Below are 19,031 nucleotides of genomic sequence, written 5' to 3'. Positions count from 1 at the left end.
ACTCTTAAGCCAATGCTTAGCGAGTGGTTACTTCAGTAGCTGCGAAGAAGTACGAGATTTCGCGAGCGGCAGCGGCTTCGGAGTCCGAACCGTGTACGGCGTTGGCGTCGATGGAGTCAGCGAAGTCAGCACGGATGGTGCCGGCAGCAGCTTCTTTAGGGTTGGTAGCGCCCATCAGCTCACGGTTCAGAGCGATAGCGTTTTCGCCTTCCAGAACCTGAACGACAACCGGACCGGAGATCATGAAAGCAACCAGGTCGTTGAAGAAACCACGAGCGCTGTGCTCAGCGTAGAAGCCTTCGGCTTCAGCTTTGGACAGCTGCTTCAGTTTCGAAGCTACAACGCGCAGGCCAGCTTTTTCGAAACGAGTGGTGATCTCGCCGATCACGTTTTTAGCAACGGCGTCAGGCTTGATGATGGAGAAAGTACGTTGAACAGCCATGGTGTAACTCCAGAAACGGTAATTTACGAAAAATTAAACCCGCGAATTATACGCGGGTTCTCGGGTATTGCCTAACCTGCGGCGTGGCTCAATCGCGTTCTTCGATCCAGTGAGCCTGAATGGCTTCCAGGATCTTTTCGCCACAATGCTCAGGCATATCGTCGAAATCGGGCAATTCCATTACCCATTTGCGCAGATCGACGAAGTTGACCGACATAGGGTCCACGTCGGGCTTGCTTTCAGCCAGCTGGATCGCGATCTCCAGCACATCAGTCCACTTGAGTTTCATGACAATTCCTTGAATCAATGCGGCGCTTCGGCGGCGTGGTTGAGCGAGTACTTCGGAATTTCGACCGTCAGGTCTTCGGTACCGACCTTGGCCTGGCACCCCAGGCGGGACTCGCGCTCAAGACCCCAGGCTTTATCAAGGTAGTCTTCTTCCAACTCGTCGGCTTCTTCCAGCGAGTCAAAACCCTCACGGATGATGCAGTGGCAGGTGGTGCAGGCGCAGACGCCGCCACAGGCGCTTTCCATCTCGATGTGGTGCTCATGGGCCAGTTCGAGGATGGAAACCCCCGTCTCAGCCTCAACAACCATGCCTTCGGGGCAAAACTTCTCGTGTGGCAGAAAAATGACCTGCGGCATCGTTATTCCTCAATCTCATTCAGGTTGCGCCCCGCCAGCGCGGCTTTCACCGTCGAGTCCAGGCGGCGGGCAGCAAAGGCGTCGGTCACTTGCGACAGACGCTTGGTCTGCTGCTCGATGGCGTAACCATCGGTACCTTTCATCAGTTCGGTCAGTTCCTGCACCTGCAGGTCGATGACCAGGCGCTCTTCGGCGTCGAGCAAGCGCTCGCCATCAGCCTCCAGAGCGGCCTGCACGGCTTCGATCAGACGCTGGGCGTCGACCTGCTGCTCGCGCAGTACACGGGCAACCTTGTCGTCATTGGCGTGCTGGAACGAGTCCTTGAGCATTTTGGCGATTTCGCCGTCGGTCAGGCCGTAGGACGGCTTGACCTGAATGCTGGCTTCGACGCCCGAACCCAGTTCGCGAGCGGAAACACTGAGCAGACCGTCGGCGTCGACCTGGAAGGTCACGCGAATCTTCGCCGCACCCGCCACCATTGCCGGGATACCGCGCAATTCGAAGCGCGCCAGGGAGCGACAGTCGCTGATCAGCTCGCGCTCGCCCTGCAACACATGGATGGCCATGGCCGACTGGCCGTCTTTATAGGTGGTGAAGTCCTGGGCGCGAGCGACGGGGATGGTGGTGTTGCGCGGAATCACCTTCTCCATCAGGCCACCCATGGTTTCCAGGCCCAGGGACAGCGGAATCACGTCGAGCAGCAGCAGTTCGCCACCATCGCGCTTGTTACCGGCCAGGGTATCAGCCTGGATCGCAGCACCAATGGCGACCACTTGATCCGGGTCGATTTCAGTCAGGGGCTGGCGACCGAAGGCTTCGGCGACAGCTTCGCGAACGCGAGGCACGCGAGTCGAACCACCGACCATGACCACGGCGTGCACGTCTTCCAACTCGATACCGGAATCACGCACCGCACGACGGCAGGCTTTGAGGCTGCGCGCGACCATCGGCTCGATCAGCGCATTGAAGGCTTCACGGGTCAGCTCGGCCTTCCAGTCGCCATAGGCCACTTCAACGGCAGGCGCATTGGTCAGGGCTTCCTTGGCCGCACAGGCGGTTTGCAGCAGGTTGCGCTGCGCACCGGGATCGAGGTCGGCGGACAGACCGGCGCTCTCGATGATCCAGCCCGCGATCGCGTGGTCGAAGTCATCGCCACCCAGGGCGCTGTCGCCGCCGGTGGCCAGGACTTCGAAGACACCGCCGGTCAGGCGCAGAATCGAAATATCGAAGGTACCGCCGCCCAGGTCGTAAATGGCGACCAGGCCTTCGGCATGCTGATCCAGGCCGTAAGCCACAGCGGCTGCGGTCGGCTCATTGAGCAAACGCAGCACATTCAGGCCGGCCAGCTTGGCCGCATCCTTGGTGGCTTGACGTTGAGCGTCATCGAAATAGGCCGGAACGGTAATCACCGCCCCCACCAGCTCACCGCCCAGGGTCGCTTCGGCGCGCTGGCGCAGGACCTTGAGGATATCGGCTGACACTTCGACCGGGCTTTTCGGGCCCTGGATCGTGTCGATGAACGGCATGTGCGACTCGCCGCCGACAAAGCGGTAGGGCAGTTGCTCGCCCAACTGCTTGACGTCGGACAGACCACGACCCATCAAGCGCTTGACCGACAGCACGGTGTTCAAGGGATCGGTGGCGGCAGCCAGCTTGGCGGATTCGCCAACCTCGACCCGATCGGCGTGATAGCGCACGGCAGACGGCAGGATGACCCGCCCTTGCGCGTCAGCCAGAGGCTCGGAAAGTCCACTGCGCAATGCAGCGACCAGCGAATTGGTAGTGCCCAAGTCAATCCCCACAGCCAGACGACGCTGGTGCGGTTGAGGACTTTGGCCGGGTTCGGCGATCTGCAGTAGGGCCATCGTTATCAGGACTTATCTGTATATCAGGCGTGCGACCGGAGCGGCACTGGGTTAGTCGTCGAGGCGCTCTTCTAACTGGCGCACTTCGTAGGTGAGCTTGTCGAGGAACTGCATGCGCCGCATCAGGCGTTCGGCCCGTTCACGTTGCGCGGCATCGTTCCAGCAAGCTGCGAAGCTTTGGTTCAGTTCATCCTGGGCAGCCTTCAGGCGACGCTTGAAGACGGCAACGCCATTGAGATCGGCGCTGTCCTGCAGGTCCTCGAGCTCTTCACGCAGCTCCATCTGCTGCAGAAGGAACTCCGGATCATGCACCGTGACCTCCAGAGGCAGCTCGCCACCATTCAAGGCGAGCAGGTAACGCGCGCGCTTGGGTGGACTCTTGAGCGTCTGATAGGCCTCGTTGAGGCTCGCGGATTGCTCCAGCGCCAGCCGCTGCTCGCGCTCGGAAGCGTCTGCAAAGCGGTCCGGATGAACGCCGCGCGCCAACTCACGGTAGCGCGTAGCCAACTGATCGAGATCCAGATCGAAACTCGGTTGCAGCTCGAATAAAGCGAAATGACAAGGAGTACCCACGACAAGCCTCAGATGTTGAAGCTTTCGCCGCAGCCACATTCACCGCGCACGTTGGGGTTGTTGAACTTGAAGCCTTCGTTCAACCCTTCCTTGACGAAATCGAGCTCGGTGCCGTCCAGGTAGGCCAGGCTTTTCGGGTCGATAATCACTTTTTCGCCGTGACTTTCGAACACCTGGTCCTCAGCAACCACCTCGTCGACAAACTCCAGCACATAGGCAAGGCCGGAACAGCCCGTGGTGCGGACACCCAGACGAATCCCTTCACCCTTGCCGCGCCCGTCGAGGGAGCGCCGCACGTGCTTGGCCGCCGCTTCTGTCATGCTGATAGCCATCGTTGACTCCTTACTCGTCGCCAAATGCTTAGATCAAGCCTTTCTTCTGCTTGTAGTCGCGAACAGCCGCCTTGATGGCGTCTTCAGCGAGTACCGAGCAGTGGATTTTCACTGGCGGCAGGGCCAGTTCTTCAGCCAGCTGGGTGTTCTTGATGGTTTCCGCTTCGTCCAGGGTCTTGCCCTTCATCCACTCGGTAGCCAAGGAGCTGGAAGCGATAGCCGAACCGCAGCCGTAGGTCTTGAATTTGGCATCTTCGATGATGCCGGCGTCGTTGACCTTGATCTGCAGGCGCATCACGTCGCCGCACGCCGGAGCGCCGACCATGCCGGTGCCGACATCAGGATCTTCCGCGTCCATCTTGCCGACGTTGCGCGGGTTTTCGTAGTGGTCGATGACCTTTTCGCTGTAAGCCATGATTCTTAATCCTCACTCATCAGAGAGTCGCTCTTGAAGCCCTGCACCCAAAGGGTTTGCAGGGCTGGTTTGCGGCGACTTGAAATCAGTGTGCCGCCCACTCGATTTTCGAAATGTCGACACCGTCTTTGTACATGTCCCACAGCGGCGACAGAGCGCGCAGCTTGGTTACGGCCTCGCAGACTTTCTGCGCGGCGTAGTCGATTTCTTCTTCGGTGGTGAAACGACCGAAGGTGAAGCGGATCGAGCTGTGAGCCAGTTCGTCGTTGCGGCCCAGGGCGCGCAGTACGTACGAAGGCTCAAGGGATGCCGAGGTGCAGGCCGAACCGGACGAAACCGCCAGATCCTTGAGTGCCATGATCAGCGACTCGCCTTCAACGTAGTTGAAGCTCAGGTTCAGGTTGTGCGGAACGCGGGCGGTCAGGCTGCCGTTGACGTACAGCTCTTCCAGGTGCTCGACCTGCTTGTAGAAACGGTCGCTCAACGCCTTGATGCGTGCGTTTTCGGCAGCCATGTCTTCCTTGGCTACGCGGAAAGCTTCACCCATGCCGACGATCTGGTGGGTCGCCAGGGTGCCGGAACGCATGCCGCGCTCGTGGCCGCCACCGTGCATGGTCGCTTCGATACGTACGCGCGGCTTGCGGCTTACGTACAGGGCGCCGATGCCTTTGGGACCGTAGGTCTTGTGGGCGGAGAACGACATCATGTCGACTTTCAGCTTCTGCAGGTCGATCTCGACCTTGCCAGTGGACTGAGCGGCGTCGACGTGAAACAGGATGCCCTTGGAACGGAGCAGTTCGCCGATCGCTGCGATGTCGTTGATGGTGCCGATTTCGTTGTTCACGTGCATGACCGAAACCAGGATGGTGTCGTCGCGCAGTTCGGCTTCGATCATCTCAGGCGTTACCAGGCCATCGGTGCGAGGCTCGATGTAGGTCACTTCGAAACCTTCACGCTCCAGTTGGCGCATGGTGTCCAGGACAGCCTTGTGCTCGATCTTGGTGGTGATCAGGTGCTTGCCTTTGGTGGCGTAGAAATGTGCCGCACCCTTGATTGCCAGATTGTCGGATTCGGTGGCACCGGAGGTCCAGACGATTTCGCGCGGGTCGGCGTTGACCAGGTCGGCCACCTGACGACGAGCGTTTTCAACGGACTCTTCAGCTTTCCAGCCGAACACGTGGGAACGGGACGCCGGGTTACCGAAGTTTCCGTCGACCAGCAGGCATTCACTCATCTTTTGCGCGACACGCGGATCAACCGGGGTGGTCGCAGAGTAATCAAGGTAAATCGGCAATTTCATGGACTATCTCCTAAATCAGGCTGGCTGGCGTGCCGCTAGCTCTTTGGCTGTCATTCGACGGCGGACGCTTCAATCTTGTCCAGGCGTGGCACCTTGCTGTTGCAACGGCGCTGGTCCTGACGCTGGGCTACTTCTTGCACCTCACGGCGAGTCACAAGGTCAGCCAAGCTGATACCGCTCAGAAATTCGTGAATCTGCAGGCTCAGGTCGCACCACAAGTGGTGGGTCAGACAAGTGTCGCCTTGATGGCAATCACCTTGGCCCTGGCATTTGGTGGCATCGACCGATTCGTTCACCGCATCGATCACCTGGGCGACCTGGATGCCCTGCATGTCGCGGGACAATTGGTAGCCACCGCCCGGACCACGCACGCTGGACACCAGATTGCTGCGGCGCAATTTGGCAAAAAGCTGTTCGAGGTAGGACAGGGAGATGCCTTGGCGCTCGGAGATATCGGCCAGGGACACGGGCCCGTGCTGCGCGTGCAACGCCAGGTCAAGCATGGCGGTCACGGCGTATCGGCCTTTTGTAGTCAGTCGCATGGACAATTACCACGGAGTTCGGAATGAGGCGAGTATGCAATTCCCGAGTATTTAAGTCAACTATAAGACCTAGTACTTTAGTCAGGATTACCCGCAAAAGAGCGGGCGCATCATAGCAGGGTCTGCGGCTTAATGGCACACCGCTTAGCGCAGCGCCATTACCCAAATACGACCCCCAATCCCTGTAGGAGCTGCCGCAGGCTGCGATCTTTTGACTTTGATTCTTAAAAAACAAGATCAAAAGATCGCAGCCTGCGGCAGCTCCTACACAAAGGCATCAGCTGGCCTGGGTCTGGTCTTTGTCTTTTACGCAGGCGAAGTCTTCTTCGCGCAGCTCAGGCAGATCTTTCGCACAGTAATTACTGCCCAGATCCTTCAACGCCCCGCACATCCCCTCCAGACGACCATCGACCGCCTGCAGGTGATCGAGCAACTGATTGATGGCGCGAGCCACCGGGTCAGGCATGTCTTCTGTCACGCCGTAGGCATCAAAACCGATCTTCTCGGCCATGGCCTTGCGCTTGGCATCCTGCTCTTCGTCGGATTTGACGATGATCCGCCCCGGTATCCCGACCACAGTCGCACCCGGCGGCACTTCCTTGGTCACGACAGCATTGGAACCCACCTTGGCACCGGCACCGACAGTGAACGGGCCGAGCACCTTCGCGCCCGCCCCGACTACTACACCGTCACCCAAGGTCGGATGACGCTTGCCCTTGTTCCAGCTGGTGCCGCCCAGGGTCACGCCCTGGTAAATAGTGACATCGTCGCCGATCTCCGCAGTTTCACCGATGACGATGCCCATGCCATGGTCGATGAAGAAACGTCGACCGACCTTGGCACCCGGATGGATCTCGATCCCGGTCAGCCAGCGACCGAAGTTCGACACCAGCCGCGCCAGCCACTTCAGGTCCGCGCGCCACAGCATCGCCGACAAACGGTGAATCCAGATAGCGTGCATGCCGGGATAGCAAGTCAGGACTTCAAAAGCGTTACGCGCCGCCGGGTCTCGATGGAATACGCTCTGGATATCTTCACGCAAACGCTCAAACATCATTAATCCTTCCGCTTAAGAAGCTCACCACGGGCCGCTTTCTGGGTTTCCGTGAGGATGCCACGCAAAATATTCATTTCCGCCCGGCTGACCGAGCTGCGTCCGTACAACCGGCGCAGGCGTGCCATCAAGTGCCGTGGTTTTTCCGGATCGAGGAATTCGATGGCCACCAGGGTTTGCTCCAGGTGTTCATAGAATCGCTCCAGCTCATCCATGGTCGCGAGCTCAGCGCTCTTGACCGAAGCCACCTCTTCCTTCTCGACCTTGCTTGGCTGACCTTGGGCGGCCAGCCAGGACATGCGCACTTCATAGCTCAACACCTGCACCGCCGCCCCAAGGTTCAGCGAGCTGAACTCAGGGTCTGATGGGATGTGCACGTGATAATGACATCGCTGCAGCTCTTCGTTGGTCAGGCCGGAATCTTCACGACCGAACACCAGGGCGATTTCCGCGCCCTGCCCCGCTTCCTCGACCACCTTCGTTCCGCATTCGCGGGGATCGAGCAGCGGCCAGGGAATGCGCCGGTCGCGGGCACTGGTACCCAGCACCAGATTGCAGCCGACCAGGGCATCTTCCAAGGTGGCGACGACTTGCGCGTTTTCAAGGATGTCACCGGCACCGGAAGCACGGGCGTCGGCTTCGTGATGCGGGAATTGACGAGGCTCGACCAGCACCAGCCGCGACAGCCCCATGTTCTTCATGGCACGCGCAGCCCCGCCGATATTGCCCGGATGGCTGGTATTGACCAAGACGACACGAATGTTATGCAGCAAGGGAGGCGCTCTCGAACACGATAATCGGGAGCGGAATCTTACAGCTCAAACTACCGTTAAGCCATGAAAGCGAACGTCGTCCTTCTCCTGTAGAAACTTTCTGATAGAATGCCCGGCTTTCTTTAACAACCTTAGGTGACACATCCATGCAGCCCATGCTGAATATCGCGCTGCGCGCCGCCCGCAGCGCCAGTGAATTGATCTTCCGCTCCATCGAGCGCCTGGATACCATCAAGGTCGACGAAAAAGACGCCAAGGATTACGTATCCGAGGTGGATCGCGCCGCCGAACAGAAAATCATCGACGCCCTGCGCAAGGCGTACCCGAATCACTCGATCCTGGGTGAAGAGACCGGCATGCACGCCGGCACCGGCATCGAAGGCGAAGAGTACCTGTGGATCATCGATCCGCTGGACGGCACCACCAACTTCCTGCGCGGCATTCCTCACTTCGCTGTCAGCATTGCCTGCAAATACCGCGGTCGCCTGGAGCACGCTGTTGTTCTGGACCCGGTTCGCCAGGAAGAATTCACCGCCAGCCGTGGTCGCGGCGCTCAACTGAACGGTCGCCGCCTGCGCGTCAGCGGTCGCACCAGCCTGGACGGCGCCCTGCTGGGTACCGGCTTCCCGTTCCGTGACGAGCAGATGGACAACCTCGACAACTACCTGGGCATGTTCCGCGCCCTGGTCGGCCAGACTGCCGGCATCCGCCGCGCCGGTTCGGCGAGCCTGGACCTGGCCTACGTGGCTGCCGGCCGCTTCGACGCCTTCTGGGAGTCGGGCCTGTCCGAGTGGGACATGGCTGCTGGCGCCCTGCTGATCCAGGAAGCAGGCGGCCTGGTGAGCGACTTCACCGGCGGTCACGACTTCCTCGAGAAAGGCCACGTCGTTGCCGGCAACACCAAATGCTTCAAGGCAGTTTTGACGGCGATCCAGCCGCACCTGCCGGCCTCGCTGAAGCGCTAAGCTTCCCGCGACAGAAAAAGCACCCTTCGGGGTGCTTTTTTATGCCTGAAATTCATCCTCGAAAACACCCCAACCCCCTGTAGGAGCGAGCCTGCTCGCGATGGTCGTCAACGATAACGCGGTAATTCTGGATAAACGCGGCGTCCTTGGGTTTTTCGCGAGCAGGCTCGCTCCTACAGGGGGTTGTGGTGCTGCATAAATCCCGGGCACAAAAAAAGCACCCCGCAGGGTGCTTCTTTTTTATCCAGATCACTGACCCTGCTGATTCTCCGACAGGATCAACTTGCCTTCCTTATCCACCGGAATCTGGTTGCCCGGATCACGATCCATGCGCACCTTGCCTTCCTTGCCGTCCAGCGAATACCGCACGTCGTAACCTACAACCTTGTCACTAATGTCGTTGACCGTGTTACAGCGGGTCTGGGTCGTGGTGTAGGTATCACGCTCTTGCATGCCTTCCTGCACCTTGTTGCCGGCATAACCGCCACCGACAGCACCCGCGACCGTGGCGATCTTCTTGCCGGTGCCGCCACCGACCTGGTTACCCAGCAAACCACCTGCCAATGCACCGACCACCGTACCGGCGATCTGATGTTGATCTTTCACCGGCGCCTGCCGGGTGACAGTTACATCCTTGCACACTTCACGTGGAGTCTTGATTTGTGTCTTGACCGGCTCAACGGCGAGTACTTGTGCGAACTCAGGACCGCTTTTAACCAGGCTGTAGGTGGCCACAGCGCCCCCGGCAGTCACACCGACAGCACCCAGTACAGCACCAACCAGCATCGACTTGTTCACATGAACCTCCTGGACCATCACATGCGGAACGTGTCCGCGCTTCTCCCAGCCTTGGAGCACAAAAAAAGGCGCGAGTTCAACTCGCGCCTTTTTTGGACTACACCGCCAGAGGAATTGTCCCTCAAGGACGGTCGTCGACTTCCTTCTCGGTATTGGCAGGAGGAATCAGGTCTTCCGTGCTCAGGTTCAGCCAGATCAGCACCACGTTCGCGATATAGATCGACGAGTAAGTACCCGCCAGCACACCGATGAACAGGGCGATGGAGAAACCGAACAGGTTGTCGCCGCCGAAGAACAGCAGGGCCGCGATCGCCAGCAAGGTGGAGATCGAAGTTGCCATGGTCCGCAGCAGGGTTTGCGTGGTCGAGATGTTGATGTTCTCGATCAGGCTGGCCTTGCGCAGTACACGGAAGTTCTCACGAACCCGGTCGAATACCACGATGGTGTCGTTGAGCGAGTAACCGATGATCGCCAGTACCGCCGCCAGCACCGTCAGGTCGAAGGTGATCTGGAAGAACGACAGGATACCGATGGTCACGATCACGTCGTGGATCAGGGACACGATCGCACCGATCGCGAACTTCCACTGAAAGCGGAACGCCAGGTAGATCAGAATGCCGCCCAGCGCCATCAGCATGCCGAGGCCGCCCTGATCGCGCAGTTCTTCACCCACCTGCGGGCCGACGAATTCGACACGCTTGACCGTTGCCGGGTTCTCGCCGCCGACCTTCTGCAAGGCCTCGGCCACCTGATGACCCAGTTGCGGGTCTTCGCCAGGCATGCGCACCAGCAGGTCGGTGGTTGCACCGAAGTTCTGCACGACGGCGTCATTATAACCGGCGCTCACCAGCTGCTCACGCACCTTGGAGACATCAGCCGGACGCTCGTAGGTCAGCTCGATGAGCGTACCGCCGGTGAAGTCCAGGCCCCAGTTCATGCCCTTGGTGGCGACACTGAACAAGGCCAGCACGGTAAGGAACAATGTGACGCCGAACGCGAAGTTGCGAACGCCCATGAAGTTGATTGTACGTAACATGGCAGCCCCTTAAATCCACAACTTCTTGAAGTCACGACCGCCGAAGATCAGGTTGACCATCGCGCGGGTCACCATGATGGCCGTGAACATCGAGGTAAAGATCCCGAGGGACATGGTCACTGCGAAGCCCTTGACCGGGCCGGTGCCCATGGCAAAGAGGATGCCGCCGACCAGCAAGGTGGTCAGGTTGGCGTCGAGAATCGCGGTGAATGCCCGGCCGAAGCCTTCGTTGATTGCACGCTGCACGGTCATGCCGGCGGCGATCTCTTCACGGATCCGCGAGAAGATCAGCACGTTGGCGTCGACCGCCATACCCATGGTCAATACGATACCGGCGATGCCCGGCAGGGTCAGCGTTGCACCCAGCAGCGACATCAGCGCCAGCAGCATCACCATGTTCACCGCCAGAGCGACGGTGGCGATGAGGCCGAAGAAGCGGTAGATGGCCATGATGAACAGCGAGACGAACAGCATGCCCCACAGCGACGCATCGATACCCTTGGTGATGTTGTCGGCACCCAGGCTTGGACCAATGGTGCGCTCTTCAGCAAAGTACATCGGTGCAGCCAGACCACCGGCACGCAGCAGCAGCGCCAGCTCGGACGACTCGCCCTGGCCGTTCAGGCCGGTAATACGGAACTGGGCACCCAGCGGCGACTGGATGGTCGCCAGGCTGATGATCTTCTTCTCTTCCTTGAAGCTCTGAACCGGCACGTCTTTCTCGACGCCGTTGACCACTTGCTTGGTATACGTGGTAACCGGACGCTGCTCGATGAAGATCACCGCCATGCTGCGACCGACGTTCGAACGGGTCGCACGGTTCATCAGCTCGCCGCCGTGGCCATCCAGACGGATATTCACTTCTGGCCTGCCGTGCTCGTCGAAGCCGGCCTTGGCGTCAGTCACCTGGTCGCCGGTGATGATCAGGCCGCGCTCGATCAGCGCTGGAGGACGGCCGCCTTCACGGAACTCGAAGGATTCGGAAGTGGCTTTCGAAGCACCCGGCTCTGCCGCCAGACGGAACTCGAGGTTGGCCGTCTTGCCGAGAATACGCTTGGCTTCGGCGGTGTCCTGCACACCCGGCAGCTCAACCACGATGCGGTTGGCGCCCTGGCGCTGGACGATCGGTTCGGCAACACCCAGCTCGTTGACGCGGTTACGTACCGTGGTCAAGTTCTGCTTGATGGAGTATTCGCGGATTTCCGCCAGCTTGGCCGGGGTCATCGCCAGACGCAGCACCGGTTGACCATTGAGGTCGGCCGGAACAATGTCGAAATCGTTGAAGTTCTTGCGGATCAGCACACGGGCCTGTTCACGACTGTCTTCATCAGCGAAGCCCAGCTGGATGGCACCATTGAGTTGCGGCAGGCTGCGATAGCGCAGCTTTTCTTTACGCAGCAGGCTCTTGACGTCGCCTTCGTAGACTTTCAGGCGTGCATCGAGGGCTTTGTCCATGTCCACTTCCAGCAGGAAGTGCACACCACCAGACAAGTCCAGACCCAGCTTCATCGGGTGCGCAGCGAGGTTGCGCAGCCATTGCGGGGTGGTTTGCGCCAGGTTCAATGCAACGACGTAGTCATCACCCAACGCCTTGCGTACAACGTCCTTGGCCGGCAACTGGTCTTCAGCCTTGGTCAGGCGAATCAGACCACCCTTGCCGCCCTCTGCCAGCGTGGCAGCCTTGACGTTGATCCCGGATTCCTTGAGCGCAGCGCTCACACGATCCAGATCAGCCTGATTGACCTGCAGCGCAGTGCTTGCACCACTGACCTGAATGGCCGGGTCATCAGGATAAAGATTGGGAGCGGAATAAATCAGACCGACCGCCAGCACCGCCAGGATCAGAATGTATTTCCACAGAGGATATTTGTTCAGCATCACGCCGCCCGTTTATGACGCGGGGCGCCTTGCGCGCCCCGTCGATTGAAAATGAAGTTGAAACTTAGATCGCTTTGAGCGTGCCTTTTGGCAGCGTGGCGGCGATGGCGCCTTTCTGGAACTTCATTTCGACGGTGTCGGAAACTTCCAGAACGACGAAATCGTCGGCCACTTTAGTGATCTTGCCGGCGATGCCGCCGGTGGTCACAACTTCGTCGCCTTTCTGCAGGCTACTCAGCAGGTTTTTCTGCTCTTTGGCGCGTTTGGCCTGTGGACGCCAGATCATCAGGTAGAAGATGACCAGGAAGCCGACCAGGAAAATCCACTCGAAACCGCCGCCCATAGGGGCTCCCGCAGGGGCTGCAGCGTCTGCCATGGCATTAGAGATAAAAAAGCTCATTTAGCACTCCAGTTGCAAATGTTGAATCTTGGGGTCAGGAAACTCAGTCCAAAGGCGGAACAGGTAACCCGCGTTTGGCGTAGAAGGCATCGACAAAGGCGGCCAATGTACCCTGTTGAATAGCCTCGCGCAAACCAGCCATAAGCACTTGATAATGACGCAAGTTATGGATGGTATTGAGCATGCTTCCCAGCATTTCGCCGCACTTGTCCAGGTGATGCAGATAAGCGCGAGAGAAGTTCTGGCAGGTATAGCAATCGCAGGTCGGATCGAGCGGCGAATCATCATGGCGATGGAACGCGTTTCGGATCTTCAGCACGCCGGTATCGATGAACAGATGCCCATTGCGGGCATTACGGGTTGGCATCACGCAATCGAACATGTCCACACCGCGGCGCACACCCTCAACCAAGTCTTCCGGTTTGCCAACGCCCATAAGGTAACGAGGTTTGTCAGCCGGCATCATGCCCGGCAGGTAATCCAGCACCTTGATCATCTCGTGCTTGGGCTCGCCCACCGACAGGCCGCCGATGGCCAGGCCATCGAAGCCGATCTTGTCCAGGCCTTCCAGGGAGCGCATGCGCAGGTCCTGGTGCATGCCGCCCTGAACGATGCCGAACAGCGCCGCGGTGTTGTCGCCATGGGCTTCTTTCGAACGCTTGGCCCAACGCAGGGACAATTCCATGGAAATACGGGCGACGTCTTCATCAGCCGGGTACGGCGTGCATTCGTCGAAAATCATCACGATGTCCGAGCCCAGGTCACGCTGGACCTGCATCGACTCTTCCGGGCCCATGAACACCTTGGCGCCATCGACCGGGGAAGCGAAGGTCACGCCCTCCTCCTTGATCTTGCGCATGGCACCCAGGCTGAACACCTGGAAACCGCCGGAGTCGGTCAGGATCGGGCCTTTCCACTGCATGAAATCGTGCAGGTCGCCGTGCTTCCTGATCACTTCCGTGCCCGGGCGCAGCCACAGGTGGAAGGTGTTGCCCAGAATGATTTCAGCGCCAGTCGCCTCGATATCCCGTGGCAGCATGCCCTTGACCGTGCCGTAGGTGCCCACCGGCATGAAGGCCGGGGTCTCGACGGTACCGCGCGGGAAGGTCAAGCGACCGCGACGAGCCTTGCCATCAGTGGCCAGCAGCTCGAAAGACATACGACAGGTGCGACTCATACTGTTTCCTCTGGGCCCGATTCTTTAGGGGCAGTCGGCGCAGGATTACGCGTGATGAACATCGCATCACCGTAGCTGAAAAAGCGGTACCCGTTGTCGACGGCGGCCTTATAGGCGGCCATGGTCTCGGGATAACCGGCGAACGCCGAAACCAGCATCAACAGCGTGGATTCGGGCAAATGGAAGTTGGTGACCAGGGCATCGACCACATGAAACGGCCGGCCAGGGTAAATGAAAATGTCTGTATCGCCGCTGAACGGCTTGAGCACACCATCGCGCGCAGCACTTTCCAGCGAGCGCACGCTGGTGGTCCCCACCGCCACCACACGACCACCGCGAGCGCGGCAGGCGGCAACGGCATCCACCACGTCCTGGCCGACTTCCAGCCATTCGCTGTGCATATGATGGTCTTCGATCTTCTCGACCCGCACCGGCTGGAACGTACCCGCGCCAACGTGCAAGGTCACGAACGCCGTCTCGACGCCCTTGGCGGCAATCGCCTCCATCAGCACCTGATCGAAATGCAGCCCCGCCGTCGGCGCCGCCACCGCGCCCAAACGCTCGGCGTAGACGGTCTGGTAACGCTCGCGGTCGGCGCCTTCATCCGGGCGGTCAATATAAGGAGGCAACGGCATGTGCCCGACGCGGTCGAGCAGCGGCAACACCTCCTCGGCAAACCCCAGCTCGAACAACGCATCGTGCCGCGCCAGCATCTCGGCCTCGCCACCGCCGTCGATCAGGATCTTCGACCCAGGCTTGGGCGACTTGCTGGAACGCACATGGGCCAGCACGCGATGACTGTCGAGCACCCGCTCCACCAGGATTTCCAGCTTGCCGCCGGAAGCCTTCTGGCCAAACAGCCGCGCCGGAATCACCCGGGTATTGTTGAACACCATCAAATCGCCAGGGCGCAAATGCTCCAGCAAATCAGTGAATTGACGGTGTTCCAGGGCGCCGCTGACCCCATCCAGGGTCAACAGACGACTATTGCGACGCTCGGCCAAAGGATGGCGGGCAATCAGCGAATCAGGGAGCTCGAAAGTAAAGTCAGCAACGCGCATGATGGGGTTCGTCTAGCAGGGCCGGGAAGTCTAGCGGAATTATCAAAAATTCTCCATGTACCTGATTGACCAGCGGTTATCTCATCTCTATACTTCGCCGCCATTGAGCCCTGATGGCGGAATTGGTAGACGCGGCGGATTCAAAATCCGTTTTCGAAAGGAGTGGGAGTTCGAGTCTCCCTCGGGGCACCAAAATTAAGAAAGGTCTTGCTTAGCAAGGCCTTTTTTTTCGCCCAAAGAAAAGCCCCTGCCCCACCGCCGTCCTGTGGGAGCTGGCTTGCCAGCGATGCTTTTGACCCCGCTCTTCCCCACCACCCGTAACGCCGGAACATTTCACAAGGATTCCCCCCATGGAATTGCACCTGGAAACCGTCGCCCTCTTCTCCCTCAAACTGGCTTATGAATCGGAAGGCCAGAGCCCGATCTTGCGGGATGATCTGGTGATGGGGGATTACCAGCGGGATGTGTTTGAGTTGTTGGTGCGGCGTGGGGATGTAGAGGGGATTCAGTTGAAGGTGGGTGAGTGTGTGGGGCTGGCGTTGGAGGCGGTTGGGGGTGTGGATAAGCCGTTGGGGCGGGAGTTAGGGCGGTTGGTGGGGGAATTTGCTGGGATTCGGGCGATGGAGGGGCTTGATGGTCCTCTCATTGCGCTTAAGGACTATCTGAAGGACATCCTGTGATGTGATGGGGAGGGTTGCGCCCGCACTGAATATCTCGTTTGGTTTTTGAACGACCACATGAACTCAAACTCGAAATCGACGCGCTACTACTACCTGCTGACTACAAACCTGATCACTCTGCGCCCAGGAAAATCCTGGAACTCTCCACGCTAGCCGAATGCCAGCAACTGCGCGCTCTGTATCCCTCACCGGCAGATTGAGCCAGCCAACGATTTGATTGGGACTAGGGCGGACCTCTTCAGCTCCTGAACCGAACCTCTGTTGTTTGTTAACCTCTATGTTTTACTGATGGACTGAGGGTTGTAGCTCGAGGCTACAGGCTTCACCTGAGACGTAGAGGCGCAACTAAGGGCTGAGAATGCAAGATTGGTTGCCTTGCTGGATGCTCATGGCATCGATTGGCGCCCGCCTGCTGAGCCAGTCAAGATAGCGATTGTCCAAGCAGAACAATCACAGCAACTCGATACTGAAGGAAAGCTTGCCCTATTCCGAAGCTTATTTCGGGGCAGGACGGACGTTTATCCCATCCGCTGGGAAAGCAAGGCAGGCAAATCAGGATACGCACCCGCTTGCGCAAACGAATGGAGGCCTGGCGTTTGTGAGAAGCCCCGAATTAAATGTGGCGACTGCGGTAACCGCCAGCTGCTTCCGCTGACCGATGAGGTGATCTATCGCCATCTGGCGGGCGAAGTGGTCGTTGGTATCTACCCCCTACTCTCTGATGACACTTGTTATTTTTTGGCGGTCGACTTCGATGAGGCCGAATGGCGTGATGATTCCAAAGCTTTTGTGCAGTCATGCCATGAGCTGAACGTCCCGGTGGCGCTGGAAATATCGCGCTCAGGCCAAGGGGCTCATGGCTGGATTTTCTTTGAGCGTAATGTTCCTGCCTGCGATGCGCGCCGCCTCGGTGCCGCAATCATCAGTCATGCCTGTGAGCGCACCCGCCAGTTGGCGCTCAGCTCCTATGATCGACTGTTTCCAAACCAGGACTATATGCCCAAAGGCGGCTTTGGAAATCTCATCGCGCTCCCTTTGCAAAAGCGCGCCAGGGCCCAAAACAACAGCGTTTTTGTAGACGACACGCTTGATCCTCATCCTGATCAATGGGCCTTCCTGGCATCGATTCAGCGCATGAGTCCAGAAGATATCCAGCCCGTTATTATCCAGGCGATGGGTAATCGAGACCCTCTAGGGGTCGCCTATGTCGATGACGAAGGTGATGCAGAACCCTGGAAAGATCGTGAATCGAGATCACGTAAATTGACATGCCCGTTGCCTGCTGCTGTCAACATCACGTTGGCTAACTTAATTTACTTTGAAAAGTCGGAATTGCCACAGCCATTGGCAAACCAGCTTGTCCGGCTCGCTGCTTTTCAAAATCCTGAGTTCTACAAAGCTCAGGCCATGCGCATGTCAGTGTGGAACAAGCCAAGGATTATCGGCTGTGCCCAGAACTTCCCCAAACATATTGCGTTACCGCGTGGCTGTTTGGATGCTGCGCTGGAGCTTTTAGAGGAAAACGGGGTTACCCCTATTTTTAAAGACGAGCGCTTCGCGGGCGACCCCATCGACGTGAGTTTTCTCGGGACCCTGCGTTCTGACCAAGAGGCTGCTGTCAGCGTAATGCTAAGTCATGACACCGGTATCCACTGCGCACCGACAGCTTTCGGTAAAACGGTGAGTGCTGCTGCATTGATTGCCGCTCGTGGCATTAACACGTTGGTGCTTGTGCATCGGACGGAACTGTTAAGGCAGTGGCAAGAGCGCTTGCAGGCGTTCCTGGGAGTCGAGAATGGTGTCGTTGGTACCCTTAGGGGCGGAAAAGCGAAGCTTACCGGCATCATCGACATTGCCGTAATGCAGTCGTTATCGCGAAAAGGCGAGATCAGCGATCAGGTAAAAAACTACGGCCAGATCATCGTTGATGAGTGTCATCACCTATCAGCCGTGTCATTCGAGGCGCTACTGAGGAGCGCGACCGCGCGGTACGTACTGGGACTCACCGCAACCCCAGTGCGCCGAGATGGGCAACTTCAGCAATATGCGGGGCGGTTGCATCGATCGCATGCCGATAAGGCCGACGTGCGAGTGATTGACTTCGTTGACGGGGGAAATGTCGCGCTGCTGAGAATGTGGGATAAGCGCCAGGCGGGTTACAAAGCGATGGGCTACCGCATGGCTGACTCCATGGCCACCATGGACCTACTCTAACGTGGTTGACGGTCAACCTCCGCACCAGTCTCAGGATGCTTTTTTCAAGGACAAACAAAACCCCTACCTGCATACGCAGATAGGGGTTTCGGAATTTAATCTTGACGATGACCTACTCTCACATGGGGAAACCCCACACTACCATCGGCGATGCATCGTTTCACTTCTGAGTTCGGGATGGGATCAGGTGGTTCCAACGCTCTATGGTCGTCAAGAAATTCGGGTACTGAGTCGTGACCAGTTGGTCTCGCTTCAGCAAATTGGGTAGGTGATAGCTTCGGTGTTTTGTGAGTCTTTCGAACTTTCGGTTCGTTTCGTCTTCACACACCGCAATCTGGTCTCTTTCGTCTTTTCAACTAGGAGCATCAAATTGCTTGGGTGTTATATGGTCAAGCCTCACGGGCAATTAGTATTGGTTAGCTCAACGCCTCACAGCGCTTACACACCCAACCTATCAACGTCGTAGTCTTCGACGGCCCTTCAGGGAACTCAAGGTTCCAGTGAGATCTCATCTTGAGGCAAGTTTCCCGCTTAGATGCTTTCAGCGGTTATCTTTTCCGAACATAGCTACCCGGCAATGCCACTGGCGTGACAACCGGAACACCAGAGGTTCGTCCACTCCGGTCCTCTCGTACTAGGAGCAGCCCCTCTCAAATCTCAAACGTCCACGGCAGATAGGGACCGAACTGTCTCACGACGTTCTAAACCCAGCTCGCGTACCACTTTAAATGGCGAACAGCCATACCCTTGGGACCGGCTTCAGCCCCAGGATGTGATGAGCCGACATCGAGGTGCCAAACACCGCCGTCGATATGAACTCTTGGGCGGTATCAGCCTGTTATCCCCGGAGTACCTTTTATCCGTTGAGCGATGGCCCTTCC

Annotated in this window: 20 protein-coding genes, 1 tRNA gene and 2 rRNA genes (1 of these 23 only partly in view); 4 read left to right on the top strand and 19 right to left on the bottom strand. The window is 58.4% G+C overall.

From position 1 onward, the window contains the following. Nucleotides 1-16: 16 nt before the first annotated feature. From ndk to trmJ, 11 genes are all read right to left on the bottom strand, one after another. Nucleotides 17-442 (bottom strand): nucleoside-diphosphate kinase, encoded by a 426-nt coding sequence (ndk, locus tag PPUTUW4_RS04800; RefSeq protein WP_007903599.1) that lies wholly within the window; start codon nt 440-442, stop codon nt 17-19. 88 nt (nt 443-530) lie between these two features. Further along, nucleotides 531-731 carry a Fe-S cluster assembly protein IscX gene (gene iscX, locus PPUTUW4_RS04795; protein WP_007973999.1) on the bottom strand — a complete coding sequence of 67 codons (201 nt, stop codon included), beginning with the start codon at nt 729-731 and terminating at the stop codon, nt 531-533. Between the two features lie 14 nt (nt 732-745). Continuing rightward, nucleotides 746-1,087 carry an ISC system 2Fe-2S type ferredoxin gene (gene fdx, locus PPUTUW4_RS04790; RefSeq protein ID WP_015093626.1) on the bottom strand — a complete coding sequence of 114 codons (342 nt, stop codon included), beginning with the start codon at nt 1,085-1,087 and terminating at the stop codon, nt 746-748. 2 nt (nt 1,088-1,089) lie between these two features. Next, complete coding sequence (gene hscA / locus PPUTUW4_RS04785) at nt 1,090-2,952, bottom strand: Fe-S protein assembly chaperone HscA (RefSeq protein WP_015093625.1); 1,863 nt, start codon at nt 2,950-2,952, stop codon at nt 1,090-1,092. Nucleotides 2,953-3,003: 51 nt separating this feature from the next. Next, entirely contained in the window at nt 3,004-3,525 is a 522-nt protein-coding gene (gene hscB, locus PPUTUW4_RS04780) for a co-chaperone HscB (RefSeq protein WP_007974002.1), read from the bottom strand. An 8-nt stretch (nt 3,526-3,533) separates the two neighbouring features. Then, a complete protein-coding gene (iscA, locus tag PPUTUW4_RS04775; RefSeq protein WP_007974004.1) occupies nt 3,534-3,857 on the bottom strand; it encodes an iron-sulfur cluster assembly protein IscA in 324 nt (107 codons plus the stop codon). A 28-nt stretch (nt 3,858-3,885) separates the two neighbouring features. Then, complete coding sequence (iscU, locus tag PPUTUW4_RS04770) at nt 3,886-4,272, bottom strand: Fe-S cluster assembly scaffold IscU (RefSeq protein ID WP_007974006.1); 387 nt, start codon at nt 4,270-4,272, stop codon at nt 3,886-3,888. 85 nt (nt 4,273-4,357) lie between these two features. Next, on the bottom strand, nt 4,358-5,572 hold the full coding sequence (locus PPUTUW4_RS04765; RefSeq protein ID WP_007974008.1) for an IscS subfamily cysteine desulfurase: 1,215 nt from the start codon (nt 5,570-5,572) through the stop codon (nt 4,358-4,360). A gap of 50 nt (nt 5,573-5,622) precedes the next feature. Next, the gene (gene iscR / locus PPUTUW4_RS04760) at nt 5,623-6,114 is read right to left on the bottom strand and encodes a Fe-S cluster assembly transcriptional regulator IscR (protein WP_007974010.1); all 492 of its coding nucleotides are present in this window, start codon (nt 6,112-6,114) and stop codon (nt 5,623-5,625) included. Nucleotides 6,115-6,391: 277 nt separating this feature from the next. Further along, the gene (gene cysE / locus PPUTUW4_RS04755) at nt 6,392-7,168 is read right to left on the bottom strand and encodes a serine O-acetyltransferase (RefSeq protein ID WP_015093624.1); all 777 of its coding nucleotides are present in this window, start codon (nt 7,166-7,168) and stop codon (nt 6,392-6,394) included. A 2-nt stretch (nt 7,169-7,170) separates the two neighbouring features. Continuing rightward, complete coding sequence (gene trmJ / locus PPUTUW4_RS04750) at nt 7,171-7,941, bottom strand: tRNA (cytosine(32)/uridine(32)-2'-O)-methyltransferase TrmJ (protein ID WP_007974014.1); 771 nt, start codon at nt 7,939-7,941, stop codon at nt 7,171-7,173. A 146-nt stretch (nt 7,942-8,087) separates the two neighbouring features. Here trmJ and suhB point away from each other — a divergent pair, with 146 nt between their 5' ends. Further along, nucleotides 8,088-8,906, top strand: coding sequence for an inositol-phosphate phosphatase (gene suhB / locus PPUTUW4_RS04745; RefSeq protein WP_007974015.1), 819 nt, complete (start codon nt 8,088-8,090; stop codon nt 8,904-8,906). Between the two features lie 249 nt (nt 8,907-9,155). Here the strand turns inward: suhB and PPUTUW4_RS04740 are convergent, their stop codons facing one another. The 6 genes from PPUTUW4_RS04740 to queA all read right to left on the bottom strand — a co-directional run bounded on the left by PPUTUW4_RS04740 (nt 9,156) and on the right by queA (nt 15,256). Further along, entirely contained in the window at nt 9,156-9,704 is a 549-nt protein-coding gene (locus tag PPUTUW4_RS04740; RefSeq protein ID WP_015093622.1) for a glycine zipper 2TM domain-containing protein, read from the bottom strand. Nucleotides 9,705-9,825: 121 nt separating this feature from the next. Continuing rightward, nucleotides 9,826-10,740, bottom strand: coding sequence for a protein translocase subunit SecF (gene secF / locus PPUTUW4_RS04735; RefSeq protein ID WP_015093621.1), 915 nt, complete (start codon nt 10,738-10,740; stop codon nt 9,826-9,828). A 9-nt stretch (nt 10,741-10,749) separates the two neighbouring features. After that, nucleotides 10,750-12,618: a protein translocase subunit SecD gene (gene secD / locus PPUTUW4_RS04730; RefSeq protein ID WP_015093620.1), complete on the bottom strand. Its 1,869-nt coding sequence runs from the start codon at nt 12,616-12,618 to the stop codon at nt 10,750-10,752. 64 nt (nt 12,619-12,682) lie between these two features. Beyond that, nucleotides 12,683-13,018 (bottom strand): preprotein translocase subunit YajC, encoded by a 336-nt coding sequence (gene yajC, locus PPUTUW4_RS04725; RefSeq protein WP_015093619.1) that lies wholly within the window; start codon nt 13,016-13,018, stop codon nt 12,683-12,685. A gap of 43 nt (nt 13,019-13,061) precedes the next feature. Further along, on the bottom strand, nt 13,062-14,177 hold the full coding sequence (gene tgt / locus PPUTUW4_RS04720; protein ID WP_162139258.1) for a tRNA guanosine(34) transglycosylase Tgt: 1,116 nt from the start codon (nt 14,175-14,177) through the stop codon (nt 13,062-13,064). A gap of 14 nt (nt 14,178-14,191) precedes the next feature. Then, on the bottom strand, nt 14,192-15,256 hold the full coding sequence (queA, locus tag PPUTUW4_RS04715; RefSeq protein ID WP_015093617.1) for a tRNA preQ1(34) S-adenosylmethionine ribosyltransferase-isomerase QueA: 1,065 nt from the start codon (nt 15,254-15,256) through the stop codon (nt 14,192-14,194). 107 nt (nt 15,257-15,363) lie between these two features. Between queA and PPUTUW4_RS04710 the strand changes: the two genes are divergently transcribed. The 3 genes from PPUTUW4_RS04710 to PPUTUW4_RS04700 all read left to right on the top strand — a co-directional run bounded on the left by PPUTUW4_RS04710 (nt 15,364) and on the right by PPUTUW4_RS04700 (nt 18,150). Beyond that, nucleotides 15,364-15,448 (top strand) — tRNA-Leu (locus tag PPUTUW4_RS04710). Nucleotides 15,449-15,606: 158 nt separating this feature from the next. Beyond that, nucleotides 15,607-15,936 (top strand): hypothetical protein, encoded by a 330-nt coding sequence (locus PPUTUW4_RS04705; RefSeq protein WP_015093616.1) that lies wholly within the window; start codon nt 15,607-15,609, stop codon nt 15,934-15,936. Between the two features lie 366 nt (nt 15,937-16,302). Further along, nucleotides 16,303-18,150 carry a DEAD/DEAH box helicase family protein gene (locus PPUTUW4_RS04700; protein ID WP_015093615.1) on the top strand — a complete coding sequence of 616 codons (1,848 nt, stop codon included), beginning with the start codon at nt 16,303-16,305 and terminating at the stop codon, nt 18,148-18,150. Nucleotides 18,151-18,249: 99 nt separating this feature from the next. Here PPUTUW4_RS04700 and rrf read toward each other — a convergent pair. Together rrf and PPUTUW4_RS04690 are read right to left on the bottom strand one after the other, a co-directional pair. Further along, nucleotides 18,250-18,365 (bottom strand): 5S ribosomal RNA (gene rrf / locus PPUTUW4_RS04695). Between the two features lie 170 nt (nt 18,366-18,535). Beyond that, a 23S ribosomal RNA gene (locus PPUTUW4_RS04690) occupies nt 18,536-19,031 on the bottom strand; it runs 2,398 nt beyond the window's last position.

The sequence above is a fragment of the Pseudomonas sp. UW4 genome, assembly GCF_000316175.1.
Taxonomy (GTDB): Bacteria; Pseudomonadota; Gammaproteobacteria; order Pseudomonadales; family Pseudomonadaceae; genus Aquipseudomonas; species Aquipseudomonas laurylsulfatiphila.
Note: the sequence above shows the minus strand (reverse complement) of the source record. Positions and strands in the feature narration are given on the sequence as shown.

Coding starts and splice junctions, on each gene's coding strand:
- ndk (WP_007903599.1), bottom strand. CDS start 442: ATGGCTGTTCAACGTACTTTCTCCATCATCAAGCCTGACGCCGTTGCT.
- iscX (WP_007973999.1), bottom strand. CDS start 731: ATGAAACTCAAGTGGACTGATGTGCTGGAGATCGCGATCCAGCTGGCT.
- fdx (WP_015093626.1), bottom strand. CDS start 1,087: ATGCCGCAGGTCATTTTTCTGCCACACGAGAAGTTTTGCCCCGAAGGC.
- hscA (WP_015093625.1), bottom strand. CDS start 2,952: ATGGCCCTACTGCAGATCGCCGAACCCGGCCAAAGTCCTCAACCGCAC.
- iscA (WP_007974004.1), bottom strand. CDS start 3,857: ATGGCTATCAGCATGACAGAAGCGGCGGCCAAGCACGTGCGGCGCTCC.
- iscU (WP_007974006.1), bottom strand. CDS start 4,272: ATGGCTTACAGCGAAAAGGTCATCGACCACTACGAAAACCCGCGCAAC.
- PPUTUW4_RS04765 (WP_007974008.1), bottom strand. CDS start 5,572: ATGAAATTGCCGATTTACCTTGATTACTCTGCGACCACCCCGGTTGAT.
- iscR (WP_007974010.1), bottom strand. CDS start 6,114: ATGCGACTGACTACAAAAGGCCGATACGCCGTGACCGCCATGCTTGAC.
- cysE (WP_015093624.1), bottom strand. CDS start 7,168: ATGTTTGAGCGTTTGCGTGAAGATATCCAGAGCGTATTCCATCGAGAC.
- suhB (WP_007974015.1), top strand. CDS start 8,088: ATGCAGCCCATGCTGAATATCGCGCTGCGCGCCGCCCGCAGCGCCAGT.
- secF (WP_015093621.1), bottom strand. CDS start 10,740: ATGTTACGTACAATCAACTTCATGGGCGTTCGCAACTTCGCGTTCGGC.
- secD (WP_015093620.1), bottom strand. CDS start 12,618: ATGCTGAACAAATATCCTCTGTGGAAATACATTCTGATCCTGGCGGTG.
- yajC (WP_015093619.1), bottom strand. CDS start 13,018: ATGAGCTTTTTTATCTCTAATGCCATGGCAGACGCTGCAGCCCCTGCG.
- tgt (WP_162139258.1), bottom strand. CDS start 14,177: ATGTCTTTCGAGCTGCTGGCCACTGATGGCAAGGCTCGTCGCGGTCGC.
- queA (WP_015093617.1), bottom strand. CDS start 15,256: ATGCGCGTTGCTGACTTTACTTTCGAGCTCCCTGATTCGCTGATTGCC.
- PPUTUW4_RS04705 (WP_015093616.1), top strand. CDS start 15,607: ATGGAATTGCACCTGGAAACCGTCGCCCTCTTCTCCCTCAAACTGGCT.